Source organism: Acinetobacter lwoffii (genome assembly GCF_022967985.1).
Lineage (GTDB): Bacteria > Pseudomonadota > Gammaproteobacteria > Pseudomonadales > Moraxellaceae > Acinetobacter.
This window is the reverse complement of the sequence record NZ_JALJVC010000021.1, coordinates 32,495-59,341: the sequence shown is the minus strand read 5'-3', so window position 1 is coordinate 59,341 and position 26,847 is coordinate 32,495. Positions and strand designations below refer to the sequence as shown.

Genomic DNA, 26,847 nt, shown 5'->3' with positions numbered 1-26,847 from the left:
TCTGCTTTTTTCTTTTGGTTAGGATCAATTCCTTCCGCAATTTGTTTCTTTATTTCATCACGTTTTAGGCGAGCTTCCTTAGCTGAAAATATCGGGTATTCACCCAGTGTGGTTGTGTTTTTCTTTCCATTAAAAGTGTAAATCACTTTCCAAACTTTACGACCGGTCGTGGAAGTGAAGAGATATAGCAATTCACTATCAAAATTTTTAACAGTTTTATCGTCAAGAGGTTGAATAGCTTCAATTTGCTTTACGGTGAGCATATATATCTTATCTATGAAAATTTAACTACCAACTTAACTACTTGGTAAGTGGTTTTGGAGTGTTGTTGATGGTAATTGTTAGGATGGTAAAATTCAATAAAATATATTTAAAATAATAACTTGTGATTAATTTTTAGCTTAATGTTTTTGAGTGTTATTTAAAGTAGATCGCAATCATATGGCGATTTACTAAATTATTCAGATTCAAGTTTAGAGATTCAAAAAATCCCGCTTTCGAGCGGGTTTTTTTATGACATTTTAATTAGATTTATTTGATCCAGCCCATTCGAATTAAAGGCGAAAATACCCAATAATGAATACCCAAAATAAAGTTTATGATTTGATTCTCATATTTCCACCACAGCGGCAAGCCAGCTAAATTTACTATTATTACCATCAGGAATGCACCCAGCATATCAATTGGAAAATGCACATCGACATAAACACGCGACCATGCCACCAGCCAAGCTGTCCAGATTAGAATTCGTCCCAAGTCTCGCTGCGGTGAAAAATAATAGGCGAAGGCAATCCCACTAAAAATACTCATATGGTTGCTGGGAAAAGAACCAGTCGGTGCATGTTCAATCAGGGTGTGACCAACATCCATCACAAACGGGCGTGGGGTATTGAGTACCGCAGACAATACTTCACTCATCAATAATGTAATAGCTGTAAAAATAAATGCTTTGATAATCCCCATTTTTACTTGGTAACTACCACGGAACCAGGCAATAGAAAAAATCAGCAAAAAGAGATAAACCAGGTCATGCGCAATCAGGGAGGCATAGTTGATTATCCAGATCGAGGCTTGGTCGGGTACATTTAAGATATGAAACAGGTAAAGATTCAATTGGTCAAGGGACATGAGCAGAGAAGACTGGAATAAATGTCCGTTACTCTAAACCGGTCAAACCTCAATTCCTACCTGAGTTTGTATGAATTTGTAGCCTCGCTTTTTAAAGAATATTCACATGATAAAAAACCACCCAAAAGGGTGGTTCTTAAAAGTGCGAATAATATAATGAAGTCTTATTTAAACTGAATCGCCCCATTCGCGCTGACCGTCATTTGCGATTCGCCCGCCGCAACTTCCTGCTCAGGAACCGCCATATCAGCCGATGCAGATTTCATCATGGCCATACGCGGTACTGGCTGTGGTGAATAGTTATTAGTATTCAGGTTTAAGTTCACCAGTTGATAACTCGGTTTGTTCCAGGTCTGGGTGAGTGCCTGTGCGCGTTGCTGGAAGTTTTTGGTGGCTTCAATCATCAGCTCGCTTTCAACTTTTTTACGCTTTTCGTCAGATACCTTGAAATTAATTGACTGGGTCTGGAAGTGCTGTTGTAATTCAGCAATCAATTGAGATGTCGCTTTAAAATCTTTTGATTCCAGACGAATCTGGGCACGACCACGCCATTCTTTTAATTTGCGGTTGTCATTGTCATAAATAGGGTAAGTACTTTGTGCCCCAGTCTCGATTTTCACAGTTGGATATTTGCGTGCTGTGGCAATTGCTTGATTCATCAGCTGGTTAATTTGAGTGGCCAGTTCAGCCGGCTGTTTGTTGGATTTTTCAATATAAAGCACAGCATGCATTTCATCATTTGAGATTTCACGGCTAGCCTCTGCTGAAAGATTAACAACATTATAATTCAGAGATTCAGCAGGAGCTGCAAATGCGCCTGTGGCGAGGGTGCCGGCAAGGATCAAACTGGTAAGTGCTAAGAGACGCATGAAATTGTCCTGTTTTTCTTAAAATTGGCCATCTAGGCCGTTGTTAAAATATTAAATCTCAATTGTGATCTTTTTACGAAATATTTGTCGTAAGAGTGTTAAATTTTCTTTAATTTTATCTCATTATTTAATTTATATTTATTTTTAATAATTAAATACTTAATGAATAATTTTGAGACTGATTACCTGAATGCCGCCTGCGCTACAAAAAACCATAAAAGAACACGCTTTTCTTTCTGCTGTCACACTGTAAGATGATGATTTAGGGGATGGATTAGCATGATGTTTTTTTTCGATAAAGATTAGGACAAAATGTGACTGAAAGTTGTTTATTTTCCTGAAAAATTCGGTATCATCCGCCTCCTAGTTATTCGAATACAAAACTGCTAGCTAGAACCTTTATAAAGCGCCGAGTCAAAGGACCAAACGTCACCAGACTTATTTCTTTCACCCATATCAGAGATGGTAATTCGATATGAGCGTTACTTCTGTAAACCCTGCCACCAATTCCACAAACGAATACTACTTGACTCGCCAAAGTCAGATGGAATCGAATGTGCGTAGTTATCCACGTAAATTACCGTTAGCGATAGCGAAAGCACAAGGTTGCTGGGTTACCGATGTTGAAGGTACTGAGTACCTTGATTGTTTAGCTGGGGCAGGGACGTTGGCTTTAGGCCATAATCATCCTGCAGTCATTCAAAGTATCCAGGATACAATTGCAAGCGGTTTACCATTGCATACCCTGGATCTTACTACTCCTTTAAAAGATGCTTTTACTGAAGCACTTCTTTCTTATCTTCCAGGTGGCCAAGAAGAGTACTGCTTGCAGTTCTGTGGTCCATCCGGTGCAGATGCAACTGAAGCCGCGATTAAACTGGCGAAAACCTTTACCGGTCGTAGCTCAGTGATCAGCTTTTCTGGCGGCTACCATGGTATGACTCACGGTGCATTGGCAATGACAGGTAACCTGTCTGCGAAAAATGCAGTGAACGGTTTGATGCCGGGTGTACAGTTCATGCCGTATCCGCATGAATACCGTTGTCCATTGGGTCTTGGTGGTGAAGCCGGTGTAGATGCCCTGACTTACTACTTTGAAAACTTCATTGAAGATGTCGAAAGCGGTGTGACCAAACCTGCAGCTGTAATTCTTGAAGCGATTCAGGGTGAAGGCGGTGTGGTGACTGCGCCAGTAAAATGGTTGCAAAAAATCCGTGAAGTGACTGAAAAACACAACATCGTGTTGATTCTTGATGAAGTTCAGGCTGGTTTTGCACGTTCAGGCAAAATGTTTGCGTTCGAACATGCAGGGATTGAACCTGATGTCGTGGTAATGTCTAAAGCCGTAGGTGGTAGCTTGCCACTTGCAGTATTAGGTATTAAACGCAAGTTTGATGCATGGCAACCTGCTGGTCACACCGGTACATTCCGTGGTAACCAATTGGCGATGGGTACAGGTCTTGCAACGATCAATACCATTAAAGAGCAGAACCTGGCTCAAAATGCGCAAGAGCGTGGTGATTTCCTGCAAGCTGAATTGAAAAAACTGGCTGCTGAATTCCCATGTATCGGTAACGTGCGTGGCCGTGGTCTGATGATCGGCGTTGAAATCGTAGATGAGCGCAAAGATGCGGATCATATGGGGTCTTTACCTGCTGATGGTCAATTGGCTGCAGCGATCCAGACTGCATGTTTCAACAATAAATTATTGCTTGAGAAAGGTGGTCGTAACGGTACAGTGATTCGTTTACTTTGCCCGTTGATCATTACTCAAGACGAATGTGTTGAAGTAATTGCTCGTTTCAAAAAATCGGTTGCTGAAGCACTAGTTGCAGTTCGAGGCGCATAATTCATGGTAGATTTCGCAGAACATCGTAAAGCGTTACTCTGCAATGATGCTGTATCCATTGCTGACTATCAGGCTGGCATGGACCAAGCGACCAAAGCGGTTGCGGCATGGTTGCAAAATGACAAAATGTATACTGGCGGCAGCATTAAAGAGCTACGCAGCGCGATTGGGTTCAATCCTTCTAAAGAAGGCTTGGGTGTAGAAAAATCTTTAGAGCGTATGGTTGAGCTATTCCTTAACAAGAGCTTAAAAGTGCATCATCCGCATTCACTTGCGCATCTTCACTGTCCAACGATGGTGACTAGCCAGATCGCGGAAGTGCTGATTAATGCAACCAACCAGTCAATGGACTCATGGGATCAAAGCCCGGCCGGTTCATTGATGGAAGTTCAGCTGATTGACTGGTTACGTCAAAAAGTGGGCTATGGTGCGGGTCAGGCAGGTGTATTTACTTCTGGTGGGACACAGTCTAACTTGATGGGCGTATTGCTGGCGCGTGATGCTTGCATTGCGAAAAACTGGAAAGACGAAAACGGTAATCCGTGGTCGGTTCAGCGCGATGGTATTCCTGCGGATGCGATGCATAATGTCAAAGTCATCTGTTCTGAAAATGCACATTTCTCTGTGCAAAAGAACATGGCGATGATGGGCATGGGCTTCCAGTCAGTGGTCACTGTTCCTGTGAATGAAAATGCACAGATGGACGTAGACGCGCTGGAAAAAACCATGACGCACCTTCAGTCTGAAGGCAAGATAGTGGCATGTGTTGTAGCGACTGCGGGTACAACGGATGCTGGCGCGATTGATCCATTGAAAGCAATTCGTGAAATCACCAATAAATATGGCGCGTGGATGCACATCGATGCGGCATGGGGTGGTGCACTGATTCTATCCAATGACTATCGTTCTATGCTGGACGGGATTGAGCTGTCGGATTCGATCACGCTTGATTTCCATAAGCATTATTTCCAAACCATTTCTTGTGGCGCGTTCCTGCTGAAAGATGAAGCGAATTACCGTTTCATGCATTATGAAGCAGAGTATCTGAACTCCGCTTATGATGAAGAGCATGGCGTTCCTAACCTGGTATCGAAGTCACTACAAACGACGCGTCGTTTTGATGCATTGAAATTGTGGATGACTGTAGAAGCATTAGGTGAAGAGCTTTATGGTTCGATGATCGATCATGGTGTAGGCTTAACACGTGATGTGGCAGACTACATTAAAGCAACTGACGGTTTAGAGCTTCTGCTTGAGCCTCAATTTGCCTCTGTACTGTTCCGTGTGGTTCCAGCGGGCTATCCGGTTGAATTACTCGATACGCTTAACCAAAACGTAGCAGACGAACTGTTTGCACGTGGTGAAGCGAACATTGGTGTAACGAAAGTTGGTCAGGTTCAGTCTCTGAAAATGACCACTTTAAGCCCAGTTGCAACACTTGATAACGTGAAGAACTTGCTGGCGCTAGTGCTTGCAGAAGCGGATCGTATCAAAGATTCAATCGCTGACGGTACTTATACGCCACCCATTGCATAAGTGATGGTGGTGTGAAAAAAGGAGATCGAAATGATCTCCTTTTTTTATAATTAAATTTCGGTTTTAGATGCCAGGATCAAACTAGCTCCAATATATAAATATACCTTTTAAGTCTTTGCTGCGTGTTTTTCAAAATTATAAGCTATTCAAAATAAAATGGAAAACTCGGGAATATGGAGCAAAATATACAAGAAAAATCACTCATCAAAACAGTGATTGATCAAGGAATTTCTAAATATCAGTGGATGGTCATTGCACTTTGTTTTCTGATCGCATTATTTGATGGTTTTGATACCCAAGCTGTTGCATTTACCGCACCAGCCTTGCTAGTACACTTTGATTTAGAAACAGGCGCATTAGCACCGATTTTAACTGCAGGTATCGTAGGAATGACGATAGGTGCAATGCTCTTAGGACTGGTAGGGGATAAATTAGGACGTCGAAAAACATTAATCATCTGTACGGCCATTTTTTCTCTAGCCACTATATTTATTGCGTATGCGACGAATGTTGATCAAATATTAGTATTGAGATTTATTGCCGGATTAGGGATGGGCGGGGCGACACCTGTGTTGCTTGCATTGGCTGCTGAATATTCTCCGCAACGTTTCAAAGGCACAGTTACCACAGGCGTGTTGTTAGCCTTGCCAGCAGGAGCGATGTTAGGTGGTTTACTGGCTGCCAAGATTTTGCCAGTGCTAGGTTGGCAAGGGATTTATTTGATTGGCGGTGGATTCCCGCTGCTATTATTGTTTGTCATGTATTTCTTGTTGCCTGAATCTTTGGAATATTTAGCGCAAAACAATAAAAGTTCCTCTTTGAGATCAATTCAAAAAATTCTCAATAAAATTTCTCCGGGAATTGGCGAGATTAGAACTAAAGACCTACTTCAGCCAAATAATACACAACAACAAAAAGCCAAGTTAGCGATCTTGTTTCAAAATAATTTGGCTCGTACTACCATTGGCGTATGGGGTACTTATTTCTTTAACTGGATTGCCTGGTTTATGTTGTTATCGTGGTTGCCGACTGTATTGAAACAGGCAGGATTGGCACCGGAAAATGCGCCTTACGCATCGGTTACAGTAAATGCTGCCTTTATCTTATTTGCTTTGCCATTAGCTTATTGGCTACCTAAAGTAAATACAGCTAAAATTCTCACTTTTATGCTAATTACAGGATTGGTGATCGTCGCTGGTTTAGGTTTATTTATTGAAAGTAATCAGTGGGGCTATATCTTCGCTTTGATTGCATTGGCAGGATTTGGAATTGGTGGTCAGCAATTGGCTTTGAATTACCTGGTGGTCGCTGCATATCCAACTCAAGTTCGTGCAACTGCAACAGGATGGGCAATTGGAATGGGACGTATGGGTGCAATTGTAGGATCAGCCATTGGCGGAATTGTACTCACGCAATATGGTGTTTCAGGTTATTTTTATGCGCTCGGCGTACCTTTAGTATTCGCTCTTTGCTGCGTATTCCTGATTAAATATCGTATTCCACAGGTTCTGATAGATGCATAATATTTTTGTATGTAGTTAGATTGAAATTCTGTATTTAAATAGAAAGGAGATCGAAAGATCTCCTTTTTTTTGTGAGCTTAAAAAACAAAAAGGTCATTTCCCAGATCGAAATTCACCACAAAAACACCGAAGATTTGAATCCTGTTTAGCCTGTTATTTATTTGTCATAGGCTTATGTAAAACTGGGGAGCAGGATTTATCCTGAGTTCAGTTTTATAAAAATTGTTACATGTCATTGGTCTAAAATTTTTTAATGAAGTGAATGACAAAAAGAACTTAATCATTGAAATCCATAAAAATTTAATCAAGAAAAAACCGCTAGATGAAAAATCACTAAATCGTAATAAAGCTGTAACTTATCTGTCATATTCTAAAATCAAAATGCAGGTATCGAAAGAAGTACAAAACTGAATAAAAAGTGGTGTACTCCAAATTTGCATAAATGAGAGAGATACTAGAATGCGCTTTACAAATATAGCTTTAGCATTAGCAGTAACCGGGGCAACTGCTGTAACGACTGCACACGCAGCACGTGACACCATTCAAATTGCAGGTTCTTCAACTGTACTTCCATATGCCAGTATCGTGGCAGAAGAATTCGGTAATACTTTTCCACAGTTTAAAACACCAGTTGTCGGTTCTGGCGGTTCTTCAGGTGGTTTAAAGCAGTTCTGTAATGGCGTGGGTGATAACACGATTGATATCGCAAACTCTTCTCGTCAAATCAAGAGTACAGAGCTGGCAGAATGTAAAAAGAATGGCGTTAACCAAGTCCTAGAAATCAAAATCGGTTATGACGGTATTGTGTTTGCATCGAATGCAAACAAAGCGGCTTATAAACTGCGTCCACAACATGTCTTCGCTGCACTTGCTGCACAACTTCCATCAAATGGAAAAATGGTCGCTAACCCGTACACGCGTTGGAACCAAATTGACAAAGCACTTCCGAATGAACCTATCACCCTGGTAATTCCTGCGTCGAATCATGGTACGCGCGAAGTCTTCCAGGAGAAAATGGTGGATGCAGGTTGTGAAACGTATGCTGCAATTAAGTCTCTAGACAAAGATGCTAAGAAAAAAGCTTGTACAACATTCCGTAAAGATGGCCGTGTGGTTGAGATTGCCGGTGACTATACCGAAACATTGGCACGTTTAAAAACTTCTCCAAGTGCGGTAGGTGTGTTTGGCCTAGGTTTCTATGACCAGAACCGTGACCGTCTACGTGTTGCTACGGTGAACAATGTAGCGCCTTCTGAAAAGACCATCTTGAATGGTGCTTATCCGGTATCACGTCCATTGTTCTTCTATGTGAAAGGCGAGCACTTGAAATCGATCAAAGGCTTACCGCAGTTCACAGAATACTTCCTGAACAAGAAAGTATCTGGCAAAGGCTCTAAGTTGGAAAAAGCAGGTCTGATTTCAATGTCTGATAAAGAACGTGCGGCAGTCCTGGCAAATTTCAAGGCTGGTAAAGCGGTTGTTGTGAAGTAATAAATGATTTTGAAAACGCTGGTGGTAGGGTCAACCTACCATCGGCTTTTTGCGATAAACAAGTTTTTTCAAACCATGAAAATTGAAAAAACAGTGGAGAATACATGAATCTGCTACTTATAGGTGTGTTATTGGCCATCATGGCCATAGCCTATCAAATCGGATTAAGTAAAAGCCGTAGCTTAGCAGGTAAGGGAAGCAATTCTGCAAACTTACACTCGCGTCCCGGATATTATGGTGCCCTGGTTGCACTATGGTGTGGTATCCCTGCGTTTTTAATTTTGATTGTTTGGAACATGGTGGAACCCACTTTTCTGGAGCAGGTCGTACTCAACCATTTGCCAGAAAATGTTTCGGTCAGTCTGGATCCGGCAAGTTTGAGCGTTGTGATTGATCGCGTTCAGGCACTTGCCTCAGGTTTCGGGGTCAGTGATACACCGGCAGCCTATGAAGTTGCAGCTGCGGAACAGTTGGCGAAATTCTCGACCATTGGTACCTTTGCCAAATTGGCAGTCGTGATTTCGGCGGCGCTGGCTGGTCTGGTCTGGGCCAAGAAACATATTAGCCAAGAATTCCGTGCGCGTAACCAAGTCGAAAAAATGATTAATATCGGCCTGGCATTGTGTTCAGGTGTGGCGATTCTGACCACTCTCGGGATTGTGATGTCGATGTTTGGCGAGGCGATGCGTTTCTTCAGCTTCGTTAGCCCACTCGATTTCTTCTTTGGTACCCAATGGAACCCAGGGTTTAGCACCTCTGGCAGTGCTGAAGGCAGTTATGGTTTATTGCCACTGCTCTGGGGCACGCTCATGGTCAGCGGGATCGCGCTTCTGGTCGCGGTTCCAGTAGGCCTGATGATTGCGATCTATCTGGCCGAATACGCTTCACCGCGATTCCGCTCTTGGGCAAAACCTACAATTGAAGTGTTGGCGGGTATTCCTACGATTGTCTATGGTGTCTTTGCTTTGATGATCATCGGTCCATTCCTTAAAAGCATGGGTGCTCTGGTCGGACTCGAAATTAATGCGACCAGTGCGCTAACTGCTGGTCTGGTCATGGGTATCATGATCATTCCATTTGTATCTTCTCTGTCAGACGACATCATCACTCAGGTGCCGCGTGCCTTACGTGATGGTTCTTTGGGCTTGGGCGCGACCAAATCTGAAACGATCCGTCAGGTGGTTTTACCCGCGGCTCTACCGGGTATTATCGGTGCGTTCCTGTTGGCGGCGTCACGTGCAATTGGTGAAACCATGATCGTGGTTCTTGCAGCCGGGAACAGCCCGCAGTTGCATGCCAATCCGCTTGAAGCAGTATCCACGGTCACGATTACCATCGTGAATCAGCTAACTGGCGATACTGATTTTGCTAGTCCACAAGCACTGGTGGCCTTTGCACTAGGACTGACGCTATTCGTCATTACCTTAGGTTTGAACATTGTTGCACTGATCATCGTGCGTAAATATCGTGAGCAATACGACTAATGAGTACTTCAAATACAACGCCTGTGGATCAGCGTATTGATCCATCCATCGCCGCCGAGCTGCGTGAAAAGCGTAAGAAGACCATTCAAAGCTCTTTGGCACGACGTCATCGTAAAGAAAAAACCTTTCGTTTATTTGGTTTCTCTGCGGTACTGGCAGGTCTGTTCTTTGTGGTATTGCTGTTCGGGAGTATTTTATCCAAAGGTTTGCCTGCATTCTGGCAAAGCAGCATGAGTTTGCCGATTCATTTCGATCCAGCCATTGTGGATATTGGTCCAAAACCGAAGCCAGCTGCAGGAGAATCTCCAGCGCAGTTTGAAGATCGCTTTATCGCGTGGCAGACCGAAGTCGGAATGGTGGATTGGGATGCGCTGATTATCAATGGCATGATTGCCAAAGACAGCAAGCTGGAAAGCCAGCGTGATGAACTGGGTTCTTTATATACCAGTTCTGAGGCGTACCGCTTGCGAGACATGGTCATGAATGATCCGAGTCTGGTCGGTCAAAGCAAGGAAGTGAAAATTCTGGCGGATGCCAATGTCGATGTCTGGCTGGCAGGAAATATTGACCGTGATCTTCCAGATGAACAGCAGCAGCTCAGTCCTGAAGTACGTCAGGTGGCGGACGAGATGAAAGCCTCTGGTGTGATTGAAAATAGTTTCAATACCAATATTTTCACCAGTCCTGACTCGCGCAGCTCACCAGCAACTTCTGGCTTGGCAGGTGCCTTCATGGGCTCGCTGTTCATGATGATGATTGTGATCTTTATCTCGATTCCAATCGGGGTGGCCTCTGCGATCTATCTGGAAGAGTTTGCACCGAAAAACTGGATTACCGATGTGGTCGAAGTCAATATCAACAACCTGGCAGCCGTTCCCTCAATTGTCTTCGGTCTATTGGGTGCAGCGATCTTCATTGGCTGGATGCATTTGCCACTGTCAGCACCATTGGTGGGTGGTCTGGTGCTGAGTCTGATGACCTTACCGACTGTGATCATCACCACACGCGCATCACTTAAAGCGGTTCCACCTTCGATTCGTCAGGCCGCTTTGGGACTCGGTGCTTCCCGTATCCAGACCGTATTCCATCATGTCTTGCCTTTGGCTTTACCGGGCATTTTGACGGGTGCAATTATCGGGGTTGCACAAGCTTTGGGTGAAACCGCACCATTGTTATTAATCGGGATGAGTGCTTTTGTTGCCAGCGTTCCAGCCACACCATTTGATCAGTCAACGGCTTTACCTGTACAGATTTTCTTATGGCAAGGCAATGAATTGCGTAACTTCTTTGAAGGGCGTACCGCAGCAGCAATTATTGTACTTCTGGCCATGATGATCAGCTTGAACAGTCTGGCCATCTGGTTACGTAAGAAATTTGAAGTCCGTTGGTAATAGGGGCAGAATCATGAACACAACTGTTATTCAAAATTCCTTAAAAAAGGATCAAATCGTGAATCCACAACAGACACAATTCACCTCGGATGAGGCGACTCAAAAGCCAGCAACTCCGTTTGTTTCCCAGTTCGATACGCAAAGCAGCAGCAAAAAAGATGCGAAGTCGACGAATGTGAAACTTAGTACTTCTGATGTGCATGTGTACTATGGTGAAGCGGAAGCGATTAAAGGCATTGACCTGAACATTTATGAAAATGAAGTGATTGCTTTTATTGGGCCATCAGGCTGTGGTAAATCGACCTTTCTGCGTACCTTAAACCGCATGAACGATACCATTGATAGCTGCCGTGTGACCGGTAAAGTCATGCTGGACAATCAGGATATTTATGATCCAAACCTAGATGTGGTCTTGCTACGTGCACAGGTTGGTATGGTTTTCCAGAAGCCGAACCCATTCCCGAAATCAATCTTCGATAATGTCTCCTATGGTCCAAAACTGCATGGTTTGGCGCGTGACAAGTACGATCTTGAAGAAATTGTAGAAGGCAGTTTGCGTAAAGCTGGTTTGTGGGAAGAAGTGAAAGATCGTTTAAACCAGCCGGGAACAGGTTTATCGGGTGGTCAGCAGCAACGTCTGTGTATCGCGCGTACCATTGCAGTCAGCCCGGAAGTGATCCTGATGGATGAACCATGTTCAGCACTTGATCCCATTGCAACCGCTAAAGTAGAAGAGCTGATTTCTGAGCTATCTACGCAATATACCATCGCGATTGTAACTCACTCCATGCAACAGGCAGCACGTGTATCGGATCGTACTGCATACTTCCATTTGGGTGATTTAATTGAAGTGAACTCGACCGAGAAAGTCTTTACCCAGCCAGATCATCAGTTGACTGAAGCCTATATTACCGGGCGTTTCGGTTAATCCGATATCTAGAATAAGAGCCGCAAGGCTCTTTTTTTTATAGGTGAAATAGATGGTGATAATCGTAATAATTCTCGAAATAAAGTTGAAAAAAACCGAAATTGACCTAATCTAAAGGGATAAATCCGAATTAAATAGAGAATAGATTTTTTATGTTATTTCATACTCCGAAACTGTCCGCTGAAATCCGTATTAGTCATCTCAATGCGCGTATCAATGAACAACGAAAAAAAATAGCGCAAACTACTGGCTCTAAACTGGAACTTTTACAGTTGTCGCAACAACTGTCAAAAGAAGCGCGTGCGCGTAAGAAAACCAATCAAAAAATCTATGTACTCGATTTTAAAGGTGATATGGCGGCTTCTGCGGTAGAAGGCTTACGTGAAGAAATCACTCTGATTCTGGCCACAGCCAAAGCAGGTCGTGACCGCGTTGTAGTGCGTCTGGAAAGCCCGGGAGGCATGGTCCATGGTTATGGACTTGCAGCGGCTCAATTGGTACGTTTACGTGAGGCAGGTTTTCATTTGACCATCTGTGTCGATAAAGTGGCGGCCAGTGGCGGTTATATGATGGCGTGTATTGCCAATGAAATTATTTCTGCACCATTCGCGATTGTCGGCTCAATTGGTGTAGTTGCTCAAGTCCCCAATTTTAACCGTTTGCTAAAAGACAATAAAATCGACTTTGAGCTTTATACTGCTGGTCAGTACAAACGTACTGTGACCATGTTTGGTGAAAATACCGAAGAAGGTAAGGCCAAGTTTGAAGAAGAATTACAGCAAACCCATACTTTATTCAAACATTTTGTTGAGAAGTATCGCCCGCAGCTGAATATTGAAAAAGTGGCCACTGGTGAGCATTGGTATGGTCGGGATGCGCTAGATCTAAATCTGGTGGATAAACTGCAAACCTCAGATGAATACCTGCTCAACTTGTTAACCCAACATGATATCTATTCCATCCAGACCCGAAAAAAACCAACTTTGGGTGAAAAGCTGGGCCTGCAAGCAGCGCAAATTGCTGATTCACTGGTACCCACTGTCATGAATAAAGTCATGGAAAGCTTAAGTAAAGCCGATGCAAACTTGGTACAAATGCGTGATCCAAAACTTTAATTCAGTTGATCTTGAATGAATTTTAAAGCTCACTTCGGTTAGCTTTTTTATTTTTTGAAATCATATTGTTATGATATAAGTGGAGTACTCTGATTGAGTCTAGGCTCATATGCTCACGTTTATTTTGTTGCTTGGTTTTTTTAGTATCGTATTTATTCCGATGTTATGTATGCTTTATTCTGAAGCAAAATTAACTCAGGATAATTCTAAGAAGGTTTTGTTTTGGCTGAGTTTTCTACCCGGCGTTTGTATCTTTCTGCTGTATAGCTTTCTAAAGCCCAATGATCCACCTGTTATTCCATCGAAGGAATGTGGTGTTGTGCAGTTTTATCAGATGCATAAAGTTCGAGGTGGTAATGAATTTGAACGTGTGAGTATTCGCTTTGATGGCGCTCAATATAGTCGGCATTTATTTTTCGATAAGCATCTGGATAAAATTCCTCAAGGCCAAAAGGCCTGTTTTGAATATCTAGATAAGTTCAAATATCCACATTTGTCAGAATCTAAGTTTGTTCAATGGATTGAACCGAATGAAATGTAAACCATCATTGAAACTAATCAGATAATATAAAGCATATTTCATTGTTAGAGCAGAAACATGGCTATAGCTGAAGCATTTCTTGCGACGCAAAATTGTTATTTTAATTATGAATTTGAAGAACTTTATTTAGAGGATGATTTTCCTGAGGAGTTATTTGTGTCACTGCGTGGCATGATGTTCCGTCATGAGATTCAATATCCTGATGTAACCTATTTCATTTATTACAGTGAGATGTTGACGGGGAATGAACTGCAAAAAATGAAAGATGATTGGATGCGATATTGCCCACATTCATAATTGAAGATATGAATGTAATTAAATCCGTGATCCAAAACTTTAATTCAGTTGATCTTGAATGAATTTCAAAGCTCACTTCGGTGAGCTTTTTTGATTTGTCGGTATTAACTGTAGACCGCCTGTTATCGCCGCGCCAATCGTAGCAAGCAAGACGTCTTTGTGCGCATCCCACATATCACCTTGTTGTCCATTATAGTTTTCAGCTTCCTCAGGAGATAAACCAATGGCAATCAGCCATTCCAGCCATTCATAGAGCATGCTGCTGGCCATCACAAACTGAATTACCAGCAGGAAAATGACCACGGGTTTTTGCTGCGGCAACCAGACCTGAAACAGGCGATAGAAAATTGGATAAAGTAATAATCCGTAGGCCAGATGGACAAATCGGTCGAACATATTGCGTGACCAGTGCATCACTTCATTCAGATTAAAGCCAAAAATCTGCTCGATCCACTGGTTATAAGGCACATAAGAATACAGATAGTGTGCAGCAATCACATGAACAATCAAAAAAAGAATATATAAATTAAAACTTAAAAAATTCAGGCCGATTTTATACAGGCAGATGAGCAGCATGATGATCATGAAAACTGTGCCTGCCTGATGCAAGAGATAAGCTTCCAGTTCTAAAGGACGAATACTGGCAAGCAAAATCGCCAGAATTAAAATGCCCAGGCTCGCGTAATGTTTGGCGGAAAGTCGATGCTCAATCATGTCGTTATTATGAAATATCTTTTTTAGAATAAAATACATTATAAATAAAAAGGCGAAGCCTGAGCTTCGCCTTTTCCTCTTATTGCAAATTAGATTTTAGCAATTAGCTCAGCTACTTGTTTGGCTTGATCAGCAGCATTACCTGTATATGATGCAGGGGTCATTTCCGCTAAACGTGCACGGTCAGCAGCGGGAACAGCTTCCAACTCGTTACCCTTTACGAAATCTACCATCATGTCGCGAGTCATGGCTTGACCACGAGTCAGGGCTTTTAATTTTTCGTACGGTTTTTCAACGTTGTAACGACGCATTACAGTTTGAATAGGCTCAGCCAATACTTCTTGAGCATTGTCTAAATCTTCATTGATACGCGCAGCATTCAATTCAAGTTTGCCAATACCTTTAGAGCAAGCTTCAAAAGCAATTAAGCTTTGCGCAAAACCAACACCCATGTTGCGAAGTACAGTCGAGTCAGTCAGGTCACGCTGCCAGCGAGAAATTGGCAGTTTTTCGCCAAGGTGTGCAAGTACAGCATTGGCAATACCCAAGTTACCTTCAGAGTTTTCAAAGTCAATTGGGTTAACTTTGTGTGGCATGGTTGAAGAACCAACTTCGCCTTCTTTTAGTTTTTGCTTGAAGAAACCAAGAGAGATATAGCCCCAAATGTCACGGTTAAAATCGATCAGAATAGTGTTGAAACGACGTAGCGCATCAAACAGTTCAGCCATATAGTCATGTGGCTCGATTTGAGTGGTGTACGGGTTGAAGTCTAGACCCAAAGACTCTACAAATGCTTGTGAATGCGCAGGCCAGTTGATGTCTGGGTAAGCAGAGTAGTGCGCATTGTAGTTACCTACTGCACCATTGATTTTGCCCAGTAGCTCAACATTTTTGAACTGTTTGATTTGGCGTGCAAGGCGGTAAGCCACGTTCGCCATTTCTTTACCCAAAGTTGTCGGGCTTGCAGTTTGACCATGAGTACGAGACAACATTGGCTGGTCTGCATGCTTTTCAGAAAGCGCAACGATTGAATCGATGATTTGCTGCATAGATGCAACCAGTACATCACGACCGCTTTTCAGCATCAAGGCATGTGACAGGTTGTTAATATCTTCAGACGTACATGCAAAGTGAATGAATTCACCGGCATTTTTAAGTTCTTCGATACCAGCGATTTTTTCTTTCAGGAAATACTCAACCGCTTTAACGTCGTGGTTAGTGGTGCGTTCGATCTCTTTGATGCGATTGGCGTCATCTTCAGAAAAATCGCTCACAATCGTATCAAGCGCTGCATTAGTTTCGCCTGAAAACGCCGGTACTTCAGTAATTTTCGGGTGGTTTGCAAGCGCTTGTAACCAACGCACTTCAACAGTCACACGAGCATGGATTAAACCAAACTCAGAAAGAAAGGGACGTAGAGCATCACATTTGCTCGCGTAACGTCCATCTAATGGAGAAAGTGCAGTTAAAGCGTTCATATCGATTCCTTAGATTTTGGAATTAAACGTAAAACGAAACACGTGCAGCATCAGTTAAACCACCTGAAACTGTAAACGCGCTAGATTCTGAATATCTTGTAGCAACTTGCGTTTGCCAAATACCATGCCCCAAGAGCTGCCACCGAGCTGACGCCACAGGTGTGCCATTTGCAAACCGGTAAATAATGACGCACGAATGCGGTTGGTATGTCCGGCATCTTTAAAGGCTTCGGCATTGCCACGTACCATAATACGCGGATTAATCTGTCCGGCCGTATCGACATAGGTTTGAGCGAGATTGGCAATGATGCTGGGGTGCAGGTAATTATTATCGAAGAAGGAGAGCTGTCTGAGAATTTTCTGTTGGGACTGTTCAATAATTTCAACAAATTTGGGGTTGCTATAGACCTTCTTTTCTAATTGAAGAAGTGCCATTGCATAGCTCATAGGAAGTTTGGTGCTGGAAAGTTTTGGAATTCTGGATTTTGGAGAAGTATTGAAGGGTTGAATAATGCTGCTTTCTAATGTTTTTAAACCTAAGGAAATATCGGCCAGTTGATTAAAAAAGTCGAGCGTCTGGGCATTCTGATTGCTGCCGGGACGGATATTAAGACTGGCTCTAATCAACTGTTCAAAATAAAAGTTACCACTTTCACCAATGCTTTGCTGACCCGTCAATGCTGTCATATGGGTTAGCTGGGTGGCCTGAAACACACCCGCTAATGCCAAAGCACGATTTTGACGAGTATTCAACGTTGTGGCTGGTTGAAATGGTAACTCCGTCATGCCGAATTCATCCTTTTATAAAATCAGGTTTAGGCGCATTGGTATGATGAATCACACCACCCCCTAAACAAACTTCACCTGAATAGAACACCACGCTTTGACCCGGGGTCACTGCACGTTGAGGTTCATCAAACTCAACACGAACACCATTCGGTGATTCTGAATCCTGGTATACCGTACACGCTTGATCAGTCTGACGGTAACGGGTTTTGGCTGTACAGCGGAAACCTGTTTCAGGAATATCTTGCTCACCTGCCACCCAGTCAATCGCCTCACTCCAAAGTATGGTGCTTTGCATCAGTGGGTGTTCATGGCCTTGGCCGACCACCAGACGATTGCCTTCGATATCTTTATGCAATACGAACCAGGCGCCTTCAGCGACGCCTTTCATACCGCCAATACCAATACCACCGCGTTGACCGAGCGTATAGTACATTAAGCCGTGATGATCACCAACCTCTTTACCGTCTTCCAGTACGATTTTTCCGGGTTGAGCAGGTAAATATTGCTTCAAGAAGTCATTAAATCGACGTTCACCAATGAAACAGATGCCAGTCGAGTCTTTTTTCTTGGCCGTGACCAGATCTAATTCTTCTGCAATTTTACGGACTTGTGGCTTTTCAATTTCACCAACAGGGAACAGGGTCTTGTTAATTTCACGACCATGAACCGCATGCAGGAAATAAGTCTGGTCTTTGTTATTGTCCACACCACGCAATAAAGGTGCATATTCTTCACCACGTGAGTTGGTCATGGTTTCACCACGACGGCAATAATGACCCGTCGCAATAAAATCTGCACCCAGATTTACTGCGTGATCGAGAAAGGCACGAAATTTAATTTCTTTATTACATAAAATGTCTGGGTTTGGCGTACGGCCAGCTGCATATTCCGCCAGGAAATGTTCGAATACGCGATCCCAATATTCCATGGCAAAGTTTGCGGTATGCAGTTTAATGCCGATTTTGTCGCAAACGGCTTGTGCATCGGCAAGATCCTCCATCGCTGTGCAATATTCTGTGCCGTCATCTTCTTCCCAGTTTTTCATGAAAAGACCTTCAACCTGATAACCTTGTTGAAGTAAAAGGGCAGCAGAAACAGATGAATCTACACCACCTGACATACCGACGATGACACGTTGTTGCATAGGATTAGGCATCCAAATTTGAAATTAAGGGAGAATTTTGGTGCTCGTAAATGAGCGATAAAGGGTATTTTTGACCTGAAAGTGCATCTTGCACGGCTTTAATCACCAATGGACTACGCGCACGAGCAGATTCAATCAGTTCATCGAGCGTCATCCAGACTGCGCCGACAATATCTGTATCTAAAGTGGCATTTGGGTCATAGTCAATGGATTTGGCTAAAAAGCAGAAACGAAAATATGTACGATCCGGGAACATCGGTGGGGTATAAGTATATATCCCTAAAAGATGAGTTACTTCAACCGTATGTCCGGTCTCTTCCATGGTTTCACGAATTGCGGCTTCGATAATAGTTTCACCGCATTCAACATGACCTGCTGGCTGATTAAATACCGTGTGTGTCACACCTTCTGTATGTTCTTCTACAAACAGGAATTTTCTGTCTTTTTCAACGACAGTTGCGACAGTGACATGAGCAGTCCAAGCAGTCATAAAGCAGCACCATGGAAAAGGATGCACTATTGTATAAAATTTTAGGGTGTGTGGCTATGTTGAGAGCAGGTTTCTTTAAGCGACTTAATGCATTAATGAATAATCAACCAATGATAATCATGGTATTTGGGGTTAATGAATTACAGAGAAAATAAATGCTGAAGTGATCATTTTAGAACTGGGAAAACGCACATAAAAATAGTATAGCGGGGCTGTTAATATTTTTTCAGGACTTGGAGAAATGCTGATGGGGATCAGAAGCTTGATTTCCAAAACAATTATTTAAAGTAATGAGGACTATAACTGAAAGTTGATATATCAGATAGTTATACCCTTTATAGCACGACGAAAAAGCCTAAATTAGCTAGATAAGTGATGATGTTAGTCTTAAAAGTATTTTGAATGATGCCTACAAATATTTTTATAGAGTTATGTGTCTAGCCTATTGACTTCAAACAAGACAAGTTTGAAGATAAGAAGGTTGAGTAAATATCAATCAATTTTTAAAAAGAAGAAAAATAACCGAATATAATTAAAAAGTTAAGAGATATTATAAACCTTCTAGTATTGTCTAATTTTTTAACTGCATTCTGATTTAATGCAAAGTTTTCTTCATCATGCATCAAAAAATAAACTTATAAACCCAACATTAAAAAAATATTTTGAGCAGGTTGACATGATGACACCGCCAAATTCAAATATTGGTTTTCGATTAGATATCAATGGACTGCGTGCCTATGCGGTATTAATGGTCTTGTTTTTTCACTTCAAAGTTCCAGGGTTTAATGCAGGCTTTTTGGGTGTAGATATATTTTTTGTCATTTCAGGATTCCTGATGACAGCAATCATTTGCAGCAGTCTTGAAAAAAACAGCTTCAAATTATTTGATTTTTATATGGCACGGATAAGACGGATTTTTCGTGCCCTGATGATACTTATTATTATTTTGCTGGTTTTAGGGTGGTTTTGGTTACCCTTACCTGACTATATGTTTTTGGGTACGCAATCGAGTAGTGCTCTGTCTTTTAACTCTAATCTTTATTACTGGCGTACTTCTAATTACTTTGATGGCACTGCTCGTGAAAAGTGGTTATTACATACATGGACATTGGGTATTGAGTTTCAATTTTATCTATTATTACCTATTTACTTGTTACTACTGACAAAAATTAAATCGGAACGCCGTACCTTATTATACGGATTATGTTTTGCATTTCTGGGATCTCTCCTTTTAAGCATCGCGATATCTCATTCGAAACCCGTAGCTTCCTTTTATTTATTGCCTGTTCGAGGCTGGGAGTTCGTTGCTGGTGGGTTGGTTTATTTAGCTGCGAAAGAATTTCCACAATTACAAAGATTTGCCAAGGTGTACTTTGTAGCGGGATGTTTTTTATTGTTATTGGCCATGTTGATCATTCATAAGGGGTTAGTTTGGCCTTCTGCTTGGGCGGCGTTACCAGTACTGGGTACAGTACTGGTTATATTGTCACAACAGGAAGACTCCATGTTAACCACGCACCCTGTTGCACAATGGTTGGGAGATCGTTCATATTCGATTTACTTGTGGCATTGGCCGGTTGTGGTTGGCTTGTATTTTGGTAGTGTGCAAGATGATTTAAACTGGATACTATTTGGTTTGGTGCTTAGTCTGATACTGGGGCATCTTTCCTATTTACTGGTTGAAATACCCTCACGCCAATTTTTAACGAAATTTCGTCTTTCCAGACAAGCTCTAGTCATCTTTAGTTTTGGTTTGCTTGCGAGTTTATCTGCAATCGCGATCAGTGCCAAACTACTTCCATTTGAAGAAATTCGATTACCTAAAATTGTAGAGATTGCTGCTGCAGAAACATGGGATATAGATCCTAGGCGTGAAGAGTGTAATGCCTCTCATGACAAAATAGGGTCGCCGAGTTGTGTGTACGGAAAAGAAAAAATTTTAGCAATTTTAATGGGGGATAGTCATGCATCAGCAATAGCAAGTTCTTTGGGTACAGCAGCCTCTCACTTTAACTCAGGTGTGATTTCCTGGTTTATGGATAGCTGTCCTACACTGGATGGCATTCGATATATAGATCATAAAGAGTACAGTGCGGATTCATGTGATCTTCTAAATCAATGGGCAAATGAAGAATTAAAAAAATATCCTAATATTCCGCTAGTTTTGGTCAGTCGTACTTCAGAGTATGTAAAAGGTGTGAATGAGCCTGACCAATCGGAACGGTCTAAACTAGCACCAGTCTACTTCAGTAAAAAATATCTTTATAATGAGGATAGGCAGTTTATAAAGGAATTTTCCCAAGTTTTAGTTGATACAGCATGTCGTTTGGCAAAAGACCGACCGGTTTATTTAATGCGACCAATACCAGAGTTCGGAATAGATATTCCCAAGACCATTTCGCATAAGCTGGTTATTCATGGTGCTGTGGAAGATATGAAGCTATCACTTTCTGAATATCATAAACGGCATAAAATTGTCTGGGATGCTCAGGATGAAGCAGCTCAGCGCTGTGGAGTAAAAATCTTGAATCCTCTGCCTTATTTATGTGATACAGAATATTGCTATGGTTCAAAAAATGCTCGTCCTTTGTATTATGATGATGACCATTTGAGTGAATATGGCAATAAATTTTTAGTCCCTATGTTTGAACAAGTATTTAGATATTAAGTTGAGATGTTACTTGGAGAGAGGATTTATTCCATTTTTGAAATTTCCCGGAATTTATCCTGTAAAAAGCATGAAAAGACTCTAATACTGGCCTTATATTAAAAGAAGCTAGTAAATTAATAATTTTTTAAATGTTTATATTAACTCAATTATCACAGACATAAATGCAGGAACAAATAGCCTCAACATATTACGTATTGATCCATTTGATTTTTTTAAATCCGTCATATTAAATAATATAAGCAGTAAACACTTTAGAAATATTTTTTATCATGTTCATGTCTGATAAGTAGAATTAAAATATGCCTCTCTTTAAAAATTATTCAAAAAGAAACGTTCTTGATTGTAAATAATCTGCTTCGACATCTAATTCCAAAATAGTATCGCTTGAAATAATAGTCTTACACATCACTTCACCTGCTTTTTTATACTTTAAATATTCTTCTGAATTGAGGTGGTTAAAGTCGGCATTTTCTCAATGTGTTTTGTTTGGTCATTGAGCATAACCAATATAATCACCAGTCTTTTCTTCTTTATGCAGGCGAGAGCCGAGAGAACCTAAAACCAGATAAATGCCCTCCATATGCGTTTTCCATGCCTGAATGAAAGCTTCCTTTGTCGCTGGTTTAATTTTGAAACGGTAAACCGCAATAAACATTTTAATCCTTCGAGTTATGCTTGTTTTAAAGCAAGAATTAAACCAAAGGATTAAAATAAAGAGATCTGTTTATTTTGATTTACCCAAGATAATTTCGAGAGACTTTTACATAATTCTGTGCAGAATAAGGCAAGAATGCCATTTCTTTTTCAGTGAGCGGACGTGCTTTTTTTGCCGGGCTACCAACATAGAGCCAACCACTTTCCAAAACTTTTCCAGGTGGAACTAGCGTACCTGCACCAATCATCACATCATCCGGAATGATGACATCATCCAGAATGATGCTGTTAATCCCGATTAATACACGATTACCAATAGTACAACCATGCAATGTCACATGGTGGCCAATCGTGACATCTTCACCAATGATCAAAGGCGAACCATTCGGTTTGTCGGCTTTTTTGTGACTGACATGCAACATAGCATGATCCTGAACATTCGAATTTTTACCAATCCGGATTGAATTAACATCACCACGAATCACGGCAAAAGGCCAGACTGAGACATTTTCAGCCAAGACCACATCGCCGACCACGATTCCCATCGGATCGATATAACACGATTTATCAATTTCTGGAGTCGTGTCTAAATAAGAACGAATGTTTTGGCTCATGGTGATCTGCTCATTAAAAGTTTAAGGATCATGTGCATAGTATAAAATAAAAAGCACCCATCTGAATGAGTGCTTTGGTCTTAGTCCGGGACTAAAACAGTTTATTTAAACTTAGAACAAGTTTGAGAAGAACTGTTTAATGTGGTCGAGCATACGTGCGAAGAAACCAGCTTCTTCAACCGCGTTTAAAGCCACCAATGGTTTTTCTGAAATTACTTTACCATCCAGAGTCGCTACGTATTTACCTACGACCTGACCAGGCTGTAAAGGTGCAGTCAGTTTAGGTTGAACCACCAGCTGGGTTTTAATCGCATTAGCCTGACCTTTTGGCATGGTCACGTTAAAGTTTTCAGCAAGACCGATCTGAACTTCATCTTCCTTACCAAACCAGACTTTGGCTTTGGCAAGTACCTGTTTAGCAGGTTGAACATTTTTGGTTTCGAAGTTTGCATAACCCCAAGCCAGCAATTCACGTGTTTGTGTCGCACGTTCCTGCATGGTTGGTGCACCAAAAATCACTGAAATCAGACGCGTAGGACCGCGTTTTGATGAGGTGGTCAGACAATAACCAGCTTCATCAGTGTGGCCAGTTTTTAAACCATCTACACTCGGATCAGTATATAGCAGGGCATTACGGTTACCTTGCTTGATGCCATTAAAGGTAAATTCTTTTTCCGCATAAATCGGATAATACTTAGAACTGTCTTTAATGATGTGTTGTGCCAGCGTTGCCATATCTTTGGCAGTTGAATAATGACCTTCAGCTGGCATACCGGTTGAATTGATAAAGCTGGTATTGGTCATGCCAATACGTTTAGCTTCCTGGTTCATCATATGTGCAAAGGTACCCTCGTTCCCTGCAATATGTTCAGCCATGGCTTTCGATGCATCATTCCCTGATTGAATAATAATCCCGCGAAGCATTTCAAGTGCAGTTGCCGTACCATTTAAAGGTACATACATACATGATTCCGCGCTACTGCCGCGACACCATGCTGACTCGTTCATGCGCACTTGTTCATCTTCAGTGAGTTCACCGCTCAATAGTTTTTGTTCGATGATGTAGCTGGTCATCATCTTGGTCATTGAAGCAGGGGCTAATTTTTCATTTTCATTTTTTGAAGCGAGAAGTTGCCCTGTCTCGTAGTCCATTAGCACGTAGGATTTATTATTCAATTCTGGTGGTGCAGATAGGACAGTTGCTGCAAAGCTAAAACTAGGAACTAATAATAATGCAGCAAGGGCAGTTTTTTGGGTCATTTCTAGTGGGTTCCTATATCTTGATGTAAGCACGAAGAGCCTAGCATTTTAGGACAAAGCTAGGCTGACTTCTATGGGAAACCCGGTCTTATTTCAAAAGTATTGTAAGTTATCGGCAGAAAAGCAGCTTAATTGTTATAGGTGGTTAATTCATTACAAATCACCTGATTTTTTTTCTTGCCGGCTTTCTTGGCATCCGATTGTGCTTCGGCCAGAATATTGCGGAAATCGTTCTGTTTAGCCATCTGGTTTAAGCTTTCAACCGGATTACGCTGGCCCGGCATATACTCAGTCACCAGCTTGGTATAACCCTGATTAAACTGTGACTTGTCTTTGACCATGCTTGGACAGATTTCTGAAAGAACATAAATGGCTGCCAGTTCCTGTTTGGTCACTTGCTGAGTTGGGGTAACATTAATGTTTTCATCGGCTGCAAATGCAGAAGTTCCCAAAAGAGTGGCGGCAGAAATTGCGCAGAATGTTAAAGCTTGGAATATTGGATTTTTCATTGAAAACTCAAAAAATGGATTTAGAACAATAATTTGCCTAGCTTAAACTTATTTTTGAAATTGAAAAGTGGGAAAATGTAGCGAAGCTGTAGAATTATGAATAAATCTGTAAGAGAAAATAAGACGATGTTTACACCGTCTTATTTGAAAATTTAGCTGGCTTAGCCTTGGTAGTTCAGCATTTCTTCACAGACAGTTTTCTGCTCGTCTGAGCTGGTTTGCTTTGCACCCTGACGTGCTTCTTCAAGTAAAGATTTATATTCACTGTCTGCCTGTAGCTTTTGATAGCTCATGCCTTTATCTGAGTAGTCTGCAAGATAAGACTGGATCAATTGTTCAACGGTGCTGTTAAATTTTGGATTTTGACCAATGATTGCCGGGCAAACTTCAGCCATAACCTGTGCTGATGCAATATCTTCTTTTACAATGGTATTGTTTTCTTCAACAGTCAGATCGTTTGCCATGACTGAAGGGGAAATAAATGCTGCCAAGCTTAAAGTGAGAGCGCTAAATAAAGAGAATTTTTTAATCATCTTGAGCCACATATTATAAAGATGGATGTCGAGCAATAAATATATATAATTCCTGCACTAATACAATGAAATGTCCTAGTCAGTCATTTTTTAGCGTAACGAGATTTTTTAGTGAATATTTTAGTTTCAAATGATGATGGGGTGTTTGCACCCGGTATTCAGGCTTTGGCACAAGCTTTAAAACCTTTGGGGCGAGTGGTGATTGTGGCGCCGGAAAGTGAACGCAGTGGCTTTTCTAGTGCCTTAACTTTGGACCGCCCTTTACGCCCAATCCAGATTTCTCCTGATGTCTGGGCGGTTAATGGGACGCCGGCAGATTGCGTTTACTTGGCTATGAACGGGCTATTTGATTTTGAATTTGACCTGGTGGTTAGCGGGATAAATAGCGGCGCAAATCTGGGAGATGATATCTTGTATTCCGGTACAGTCGGGGCGGCCTTTGAAGGTCGTTTAACTAAACATCCTGCGATTGCCGTATCACTGAGTGGGCCGAATGTACGTGGCTATCAGCAGCCTCAGGATTATCAGTTGGCCGCCGAATGGGTGCATGATTTTATTGCTCGTGGTTTGCCTGTTCTGCCTGAGCGACATATTTTTAATATCAATATTCCAGATGTAACTGAATTGCAGGGTGAAAAAGTGACATATCAAAGTCGCCGCCGTCAGTCTAAACCGGTGACGAGTCATATAGATCCGCGTGGTCGTCAGGTATTCTGGATTGGACTCTCAGGAGAAGCAGTCGCAGACCCTAAGCCAGGATTTAACGAAATTGATTCGGACTTCTCTGCGGTCGCCAATGGCTATGTTAGTATTACCCCGATTCAGATGGATGCTACCAATTATGAGAGTCTGCGGAATTTACAAACACAATTGGCAGAAAATGCGTCCTTAGTGTTATAACTTTGTGAAAAACTCGCGATTGCAAGTATATTGCCGTAAAACTTTGCTAATCTTAACGGAATTTTGCAACCGTATAGCATTAGAGAGGAAGATAATGTTCTTGGTGTTACCGAAATGTGTCGTAGCTTCGCCTGCAACCCTGATTAAAACCCTCGTTTTATCGACCGTTGTTATTTCTACAGGAGTAATTACCGGTTGTGCCACCAAACCCCAGGTGAATAATGCAACGCGTTATGCAACAGCTCCTGATTTCTATACGGTGCGTTCAGGAGATACATTGAGTGGGATTGCAGCACGTTATGGACTGAACTATATCAGTGTCGCAGAGATGAATGATATCAGTGCGCCGTACCGGATTTATGTCGGACAATCGATCCGCCTGAAAACCCATACTACGCGCCGTAGCACCAGCACCCAAGCAGTGACTCAGGCAGCGCCAATCCAGCGTCAAACAATTGCAGTGCCTACACCGGCACCGGTGACACCAGCAACGACAGTACAAACCACACCACGCGTCAGTACATCTGCACCTGTAACGCCAGTATCTACTGCAGCAGGTCTACGTTGGGTAAAACCATCGAATGGCGCGATTCTTCAGCAATACAATTTAGCTTCTAATATCAAGGGCACCCGCTATAGTGGCAATGTCGGTGATCCGGTATTTGCAGCAGCAGACGGGCAGGTGGTGTATGCCGCTGATGGCCTGAAAGAATATGGCAATCTGGTGTTGGTGAAGCATATCAATGGCTATATCACCGCTTATGCACATAACAGTAAATTGAATGTGAAAAGTGGCCAAAATGTAACGGCTGGTCAAAAAATTGCAGAAATGGGATCAACTGGTACAAACCGTACCATGCTTGAGTTTCAGGTGCGCTTAGACGGCAAACCTATTAATCCTACTGCAGTTTTACCAAACAATTAAATAAATAATGCAAA

26 protein-coding genes are annotated in these 26,847 nt (G+C 41.9%); 13 read left to right on the top strand and 13 right to left on the bottom strand.

The window, feature by feature from the left end; translation table 11 throughout:
- From MWG72_RS12415 to MWG72_RS12405, 3 genes are all read right to left on the bottom strand, one after another.
- Positions 1-263 (bottom strand): Arm DNA-binding domain-containing protein (locus MWG72_RS12415; RefSeq protein ID WP_247144168.1); only part of this gene is annotated, 263 nt, incomplete at its 3' end.
- Between the two features lie 268 nt (positions 264-531).
- Complete coding sequence (locus MWG72_RS12410) at positions 532-1,128, bottom strand: phosphatase PAP2 family protein (protein WP_247144167.1); 597 nt, start codon at positions 1,126-1,128, stop codon at positions 532-534.
- Between the two features lie 164 nt (positions 1,129-1,292).
- On the bottom strand, positions 1,293-1,997 hold the full coding sequence (locus MWG72_RS12405) for an SIMPL domain-containing protein (protein WP_247144166.1): 705 nt from the start codon (positions 1,995-1,997) through the stop codon (positions 1,293-1,295).
- A 475-nt stretch (positions 1,998-2,472) separates the two neighbouring features.
- Between MWG72_RS12405 and MWG72_RS12400 the strand changes: the two genes are divergently transcribed.
- The 10 genes from MWG72_RS12400 (at position 2,473) to MWG72_RS12355 (ending at position 14,152) form a co-directional block, all read left to right on the top strand.
- Positions 2,473-3,846 (top strand): diaminobutyrate--2-oxoglutarate transaminase, encoded by a 1,374-nt coding sequence (locus tag MWG72_RS12400; RefSeq protein WP_005246815.1) that lies wholly within the window; start codon positions 2,473-2,475, stop codon positions 3,844-3,846.
- A gap of 3 nt (positions 3,847-3,849) precedes the next feature.
- Complete coding sequence (locus MWG72_RS12395; protein ID WP_247144165.1) at positions 3,850-5,382, top strand: pyridoxal phosphate-dependent decarboxylase family protein; 1,533 nt, start codon at positions 3,850-3,852, stop codon at positions 5,380-5,382.
- A gap of 173 nt (positions 5,383-5,555) precedes the next feature.
- Positions 5,556-6,905 carry an MFS transporter gene (locus tag MWG72_RS12390; RefSeq protein ID WP_085064273.1) on the top strand — a complete coding sequence of 450 codons (1,350 nt, stop codon included), beginning with the start codon at positions 5,556-5,558 and terminating at the stop codon, positions 6,903-6,905.
- A gap of 459 nt (positions 6,906-7,364) precedes the next feature.
- Positions 7,365-8,396, top strand: coding sequence for a substrate-binding domain-containing protein (locus tag MWG72_RS12385; protein WP_004279710.1), 1,032 nt, complete (start codon positions 7,365-7,367; stop codon positions 8,394-8,396).
- 104 nt (positions 8,397-8,500) lie between these two features.
- Positions 8,501-9,880 (top strand): phosphate ABC transporter permease subunit PstC, encoded by a 1,380-nt coding sequence (gene pstC, locus MWG72_RS12380; RefSeq protein WP_247144164.1) that lies wholly within the window; start codon positions 8,501-8,503, stop codon positions 9,878-9,880.
- Positions 9,880-11,271, top strand: a complete 1,392-nt coding sequence (gene pstA, locus MWG72_RS12375; protein WP_004279713.1) for a phosphate ABC transporter permease PstA — start codon at positions 9,880-9,882, stop codon at positions 11,269-11,271. Before pstC ends, pstA begins: the two co-directional genes overlap by 1 nt.
- 13 nt (positions 11,272-11,284) lie before the next feature.
- Positions 11,285-12,199 carry a phosphate ABC transporter ATP-binding protein PstB gene (gene pstB, locus MWG72_RS12370; RefSeq protein WP_004279716.1) on the top strand — a complete coding sequence of 305 codons (915 nt, stop codon included), beginning with the start codon at positions 11,285-11,287 and terminating at the stop codon, positions 12,197-12,199.
- Between the two features lie 152 nt (positions 12,200-12,351).
- Positions 12,352-13,314: a protease SohB gene (gene sohB / locus MWG72_RS12365; RefSeq protein ID WP_247144163.1), complete on the top strand. Its 963-nt coding sequence runs from the start codon at positions 12,352-12,354 to the stop codon at positions 13,312-13,314.
- 109 nt (positions 13,315-13,423) lie between these two features.
- The gene (locus tag MWG72_RS12360) at positions 13,424-13,855 is read left to right on the top strand and encodes a hypothetical protein (protein ID WP_004279718.1); all 432 of its coding nucleotides are present in this window, start codon (positions 13,424-13,426) and stop codon (positions 13,853-13,855) included.
- Between the two features lie 57 nt (positions 13,856-13,912).
- Positions 13,913-14,152 carry a hypothetical protein gene (locus tag MWG72_RS12355; protein WP_247144162.1) on the top strand — a complete coding sequence of 80 codons (240 nt, stop codon included), beginning with the start codon at positions 13,913-13,915 and terminating at the stop codon, positions 14,150-14,152.
- A 72-nt stretch (positions 14,153-14,224) separates the two neighbouring features.
- Here the strand turns inward: MWG72_RS12355 and MWG72_RS12350 are convergent, their stop codons facing one another.
- The 5 genes from MWG72_RS12350 to MWG72_RS12330 form a co-directional block, all read right to left on the bottom strand.
- A complete protein-coding gene (locus tag MWG72_RS12350; RefSeq protein WP_247144161.1) occupies positions 14,225-14,866 on the bottom strand; it encodes a DUF2238 domain-containing protein in 642 nt (213 codons plus the stop codon).
- A gap of 89 nt (positions 14,867-14,955) precedes the next feature.
- Positions 14,956-16,344, bottom strand: coding sequence for an adenylosuccinate lyase (gene purB / locus MWG72_RS12345; protein WP_247144160.1), 1,389 nt, complete (start codon positions 16,342-16,344; stop codon positions 14,956-14,958).
- Positions 16,345-16,398: 54 nt separating this feature from the next.
- The gene (hflD, locus tag MWG72_RS12340) at positions 16,399-17,130 is read right to left on the bottom strand and encodes a high frequency lysogenization protein HflD (protein WP_005107369.1); all 732 of its coding nucleotides are present in this window, start codon (positions 17,128-17,130) and stop codon (positions 16,399-16,401) included.
- 7 nt (positions 17,131-17,137) lie between these two features.
- Positions 17,138-18,277 carry a tRNA 2-thiouridine(34) synthase MnmA gene (gene mnmA / locus MWG72_RS12335; protein ID WP_247144159.1) on the bottom strand — a complete coding sequence of 380 codons (1,140 nt, stop codon included), beginning with the start codon at positions 18,275-18,277 and terminating at the stop codon, positions 17,138-17,140.
- Positions 18,278-18,281: 4 nt separating this feature from the next.
- Positions 18,282-18,767: an NUDIX hydrolase gene (locus tag MWG72_RS12330; protein WP_247144158.1), complete on the bottom strand. Its 486-nt coding sequence runs from the start codon at positions 18,765-18,767 to the stop codon at positions 18,282-18,284.
- A 598-nt stretch (positions 18,768-19,365) separates the two neighbouring features.
- Between MWG72_RS12330 and MWG72_RS12325 the strand changes: the two genes are divergently transcribed.
- A complete protein-coding gene (locus MWG72_RS12325; RefSeq protein ID WP_247144157.1) occupies positions 19,366-21,435 on the top strand; it encodes an acyltransferase family protein in 2,070 nt (689 codons plus the stop codon).
- Positions 21,436-21,928: 493 nt separating this feature from the next.
- Here MWG72_RS12325 and MWG72_RS12320 read toward each other — a convergent pair whose 3' ends face one another.
- The 5 genes from MWG72_RS12320 to MWG72_RS12300 form a co-directional block, all read right to left on the bottom strand.
- Positions 21,929-22,093 (bottom strand): hypothetical protein, encoded by a 165-nt coding sequence (locus MWG72_RS12320; RefSeq protein ID WP_247144156.1) that lies wholly within the window; start codon positions 22,091-22,093, stop codon positions 21,929-21,931.
- Between the two features lie 79 nt (positions 22,094-22,172).
- Positions 22,173-22,706, bottom strand: coding sequence for a gamma carbonic anhydrase family protein (locus tag MWG72_RS12315; RefSeq protein WP_247144155.1), 534 nt, complete (start codon positions 22,704-22,706; stop codon positions 22,173-22,175).
- 111 nt (positions 22,707-22,817) lie between these two features.
- Positions 22,818-23,966 (bottom strand): D-alanyl-D-alanine carboxypeptidase PBP5/6, encoded by a 1,149-nt coding sequence (gene dacC, locus MWG72_RS12310; protein WP_004646537.1) that lies wholly within the window; start codon positions 23,964-23,966, stop codon positions 22,818-22,820.
- A gap of 128 nt (positions 23,967-24,094) precedes the next feature.
- Entirely contained in the window at positions 24,095-24,475 is a 381-nt protein-coding gene (locus MWG72_RS12305) for an MCR_0457 family protein (protein WP_005104587.1), read from the bottom strand.
- Between the two features lie 161 nt (positions 24,476-24,636).
- Positions 24,637-25,008 (bottom strand): MCR_0457 family protein, encoded by a 372-nt coding sequence (locus tag MWG72_RS12300; protein ID WP_004279733.1) that lies wholly within the window; start codon positions 25,006-25,008, stop codon positions 24,637-24,639.
- A 111-nt stretch (positions 25,009-25,119) separates the two neighbouring features.
- On the opposite strand from MWG72_RS12300, the gene surE reads away from it, so the two are divergent.
- Together surE and MWG72_RS12290 are read left to right on the top strand one after the other, a co-directional pair.
- The gene (gene surE, locus MWG72_RS12295) at positions 25,120-25,908 is read left to right on the top strand and encodes a 5'/3'-nucleotidase SurE (protein ID WP_004279734.1); all 789 of its coding nucleotides are present in this window, start codon (positions 25,120-25,122) and stop codon (positions 25,906-25,908) included.
- Between the two features lie 94 nt (positions 25,909-26,002).
- Positions 26,003-26,833: a peptidoglycan DD-metalloendopeptidase family protein gene (locus MWG72_RS12290; protein ID WP_004279735.1), complete on the top strand. Its 831-nt coding sequence runs from the start codon at positions 26,003-26,005 to the stop codon at positions 26,831-26,833.
- Positions 26,834-26,847 lie beyond the last annotated feature (14 nt).

Bases quoted from the DNA above. Each gene is read 5' to 3' on its own strand.
- MWG72_RS12410 (WP_247144167.1), bottom strand. From the start codon at position 1,128: ATGTCCCTTGACCAATTGAATCTTTACCTGTTTCATATCTTAAATGTA.
- MWG72_RS12405 (WP_247144166.1), bottom strand. From the start codon at position 1,997: ATGCGTCTCTTAGCACTTACCAGTTTGATCCTTGCCGGCACCCTCGCC.
- MWG72_RS12400 (WP_005246815.1), top strand. From the start codon at position 2,473: ATGAGCGTTACTTCTGTAAACCCTGCCACCAATTCCACAAACGAATAC.
- MWG72_RS12395 (WP_247144165.1), top strand. From the start codon at position 3,850: ATGGTAGATTTCGCAGAACATCGTAAAGCGTTACTCTGCAATGATGCT.
- MWG72_RS12390 (WP_085064273.1), top strand. From the start codon at position 5,556: ATGGAGCAAAATATACAAGAAAAATCACTCATCAAAACAGTGATTGAT.
- MWG72_RS12385 (WP_004279710.1), top strand. From the start codon at position 7,365: ATGCGCTTTACAAATATAGCTTTAGCATTAGCAGTAACCGGGGCAACT.
- pstC (WP_247144164.1), top strand. From the start codon at position 8,501: ATGAATCTGCTACTTATAGGTGTGTTATTGGCCATCATGGCCATAGCC.
- pstA (WP_004279713.1), top strand. From the start codon at position 9,880: ATGAGTACTTCAAATACAACGCCTGTGGATCAGCGTATTGATCCATCC.
- pstB (WP_004279716.1), top strand. From the start codon at position 11,285: ATGAACACAACTGTTATTCAAAATTCCTTAAAAAAGGATCAAATCGTG.
- sohB (WP_247144163.1), top strand. From the start codon at position 12,352: ATGTTATTTCATACTCCGAAACTGTCCGCTGAAATCCGTATTAGTCAT.
- MWG72_RS12360 (WP_004279718.1), top strand. From the start codon at position 13,424: ATGCTCACGTTTATTTTGTTGCTTGGTTTTTTTAGTATCGTATTTATT.
- MWG72_RS12355 (WP_247144162.1), top strand. From the start codon at position 13,913: ATGGCTATAGCTGAAGCATTTCTTGCGACGCAAAATTGTTATTTTAAT.
- MWG72_RS12350 (WP_247144161.1), bottom strand. From the start codon at position 14,866: ATGATTGAGCATCGACTTTCCGCCAAACATTACGCGAGCCTGGGCATT.
- purB (WP_247144160.1), bottom strand. From the start codon at position 16,344: ATGAACGCTTTAACTGCACTTTCTCCATTAGATGGACGTTACGCGAGC.
- hflD (WP_005107369.1), bottom strand. From the start codon at position 17,130: ATGACGGAGTTACCATTTCAACCAGCCACAACGTTGAATACTCGTCAA.
- mnmA (WP_247144159.1), bottom strand. From the start codon at position 18,277: ATGCAACAACGTGTCATCGTCGGTATGTCAGGTGGTGTAGATTCATCT.
- MWG72_RS12330 (WP_247144158.1), bottom strand. From the start codon at position 18,767: ATGACTGCTTGGACTGCTCATGTCACTGTCGCAACTGTCGTTGAAAAA.
- MWG72_RS12325 (WP_247144157.1), top strand. From the start codon at position 19,366: ATGCAAAGTTTTCTTCATCATGCATCAAAAAATAAACTTATAAACCCA.
- MWG72_RS12320 (WP_247144156.1), bottom strand. From the start codon at position 22,093: ATGTTTATTGCGGTTTACCGTTTCAAAATTAAACCAGCGACAAAGGAA.
- MWG72_RS12315 (WP_247144155.1), bottom strand. From the start codon at position 22,706: ATGAGCCAAAACATTCGTTCTTATTTAGACACGACTCCAGAAATTGAT.
- dacC (WP_004646537.1), bottom strand. From the start codon at position 23,966: ATGACCCAAAAAACTGCCCTTGCTGCATTATTATTAGTTCCTAGTTTT.
- MWG72_RS12305 (WP_005104587.1), bottom strand. From the start codon at position 24,475: ATGAAAAATCCAATATTCCAAGCTTTAACATTCTGCGCAATTTCTGCC.
- MWG72_RS12300 (WP_004279733.1), bottom strand. From the start codon at position 25,008: ATGATTAAAAAATTCTCTTTATTTAGCGCTCTCACTTTAAGCTTGGCA.
- MWG72_RS12290 (WP_004279735.1), top strand. From the start codon at position 26,003: ATGTTCTTGGTGTTACCGAAATGTGTCGTAGCTTCGCCTGCAACCCTG.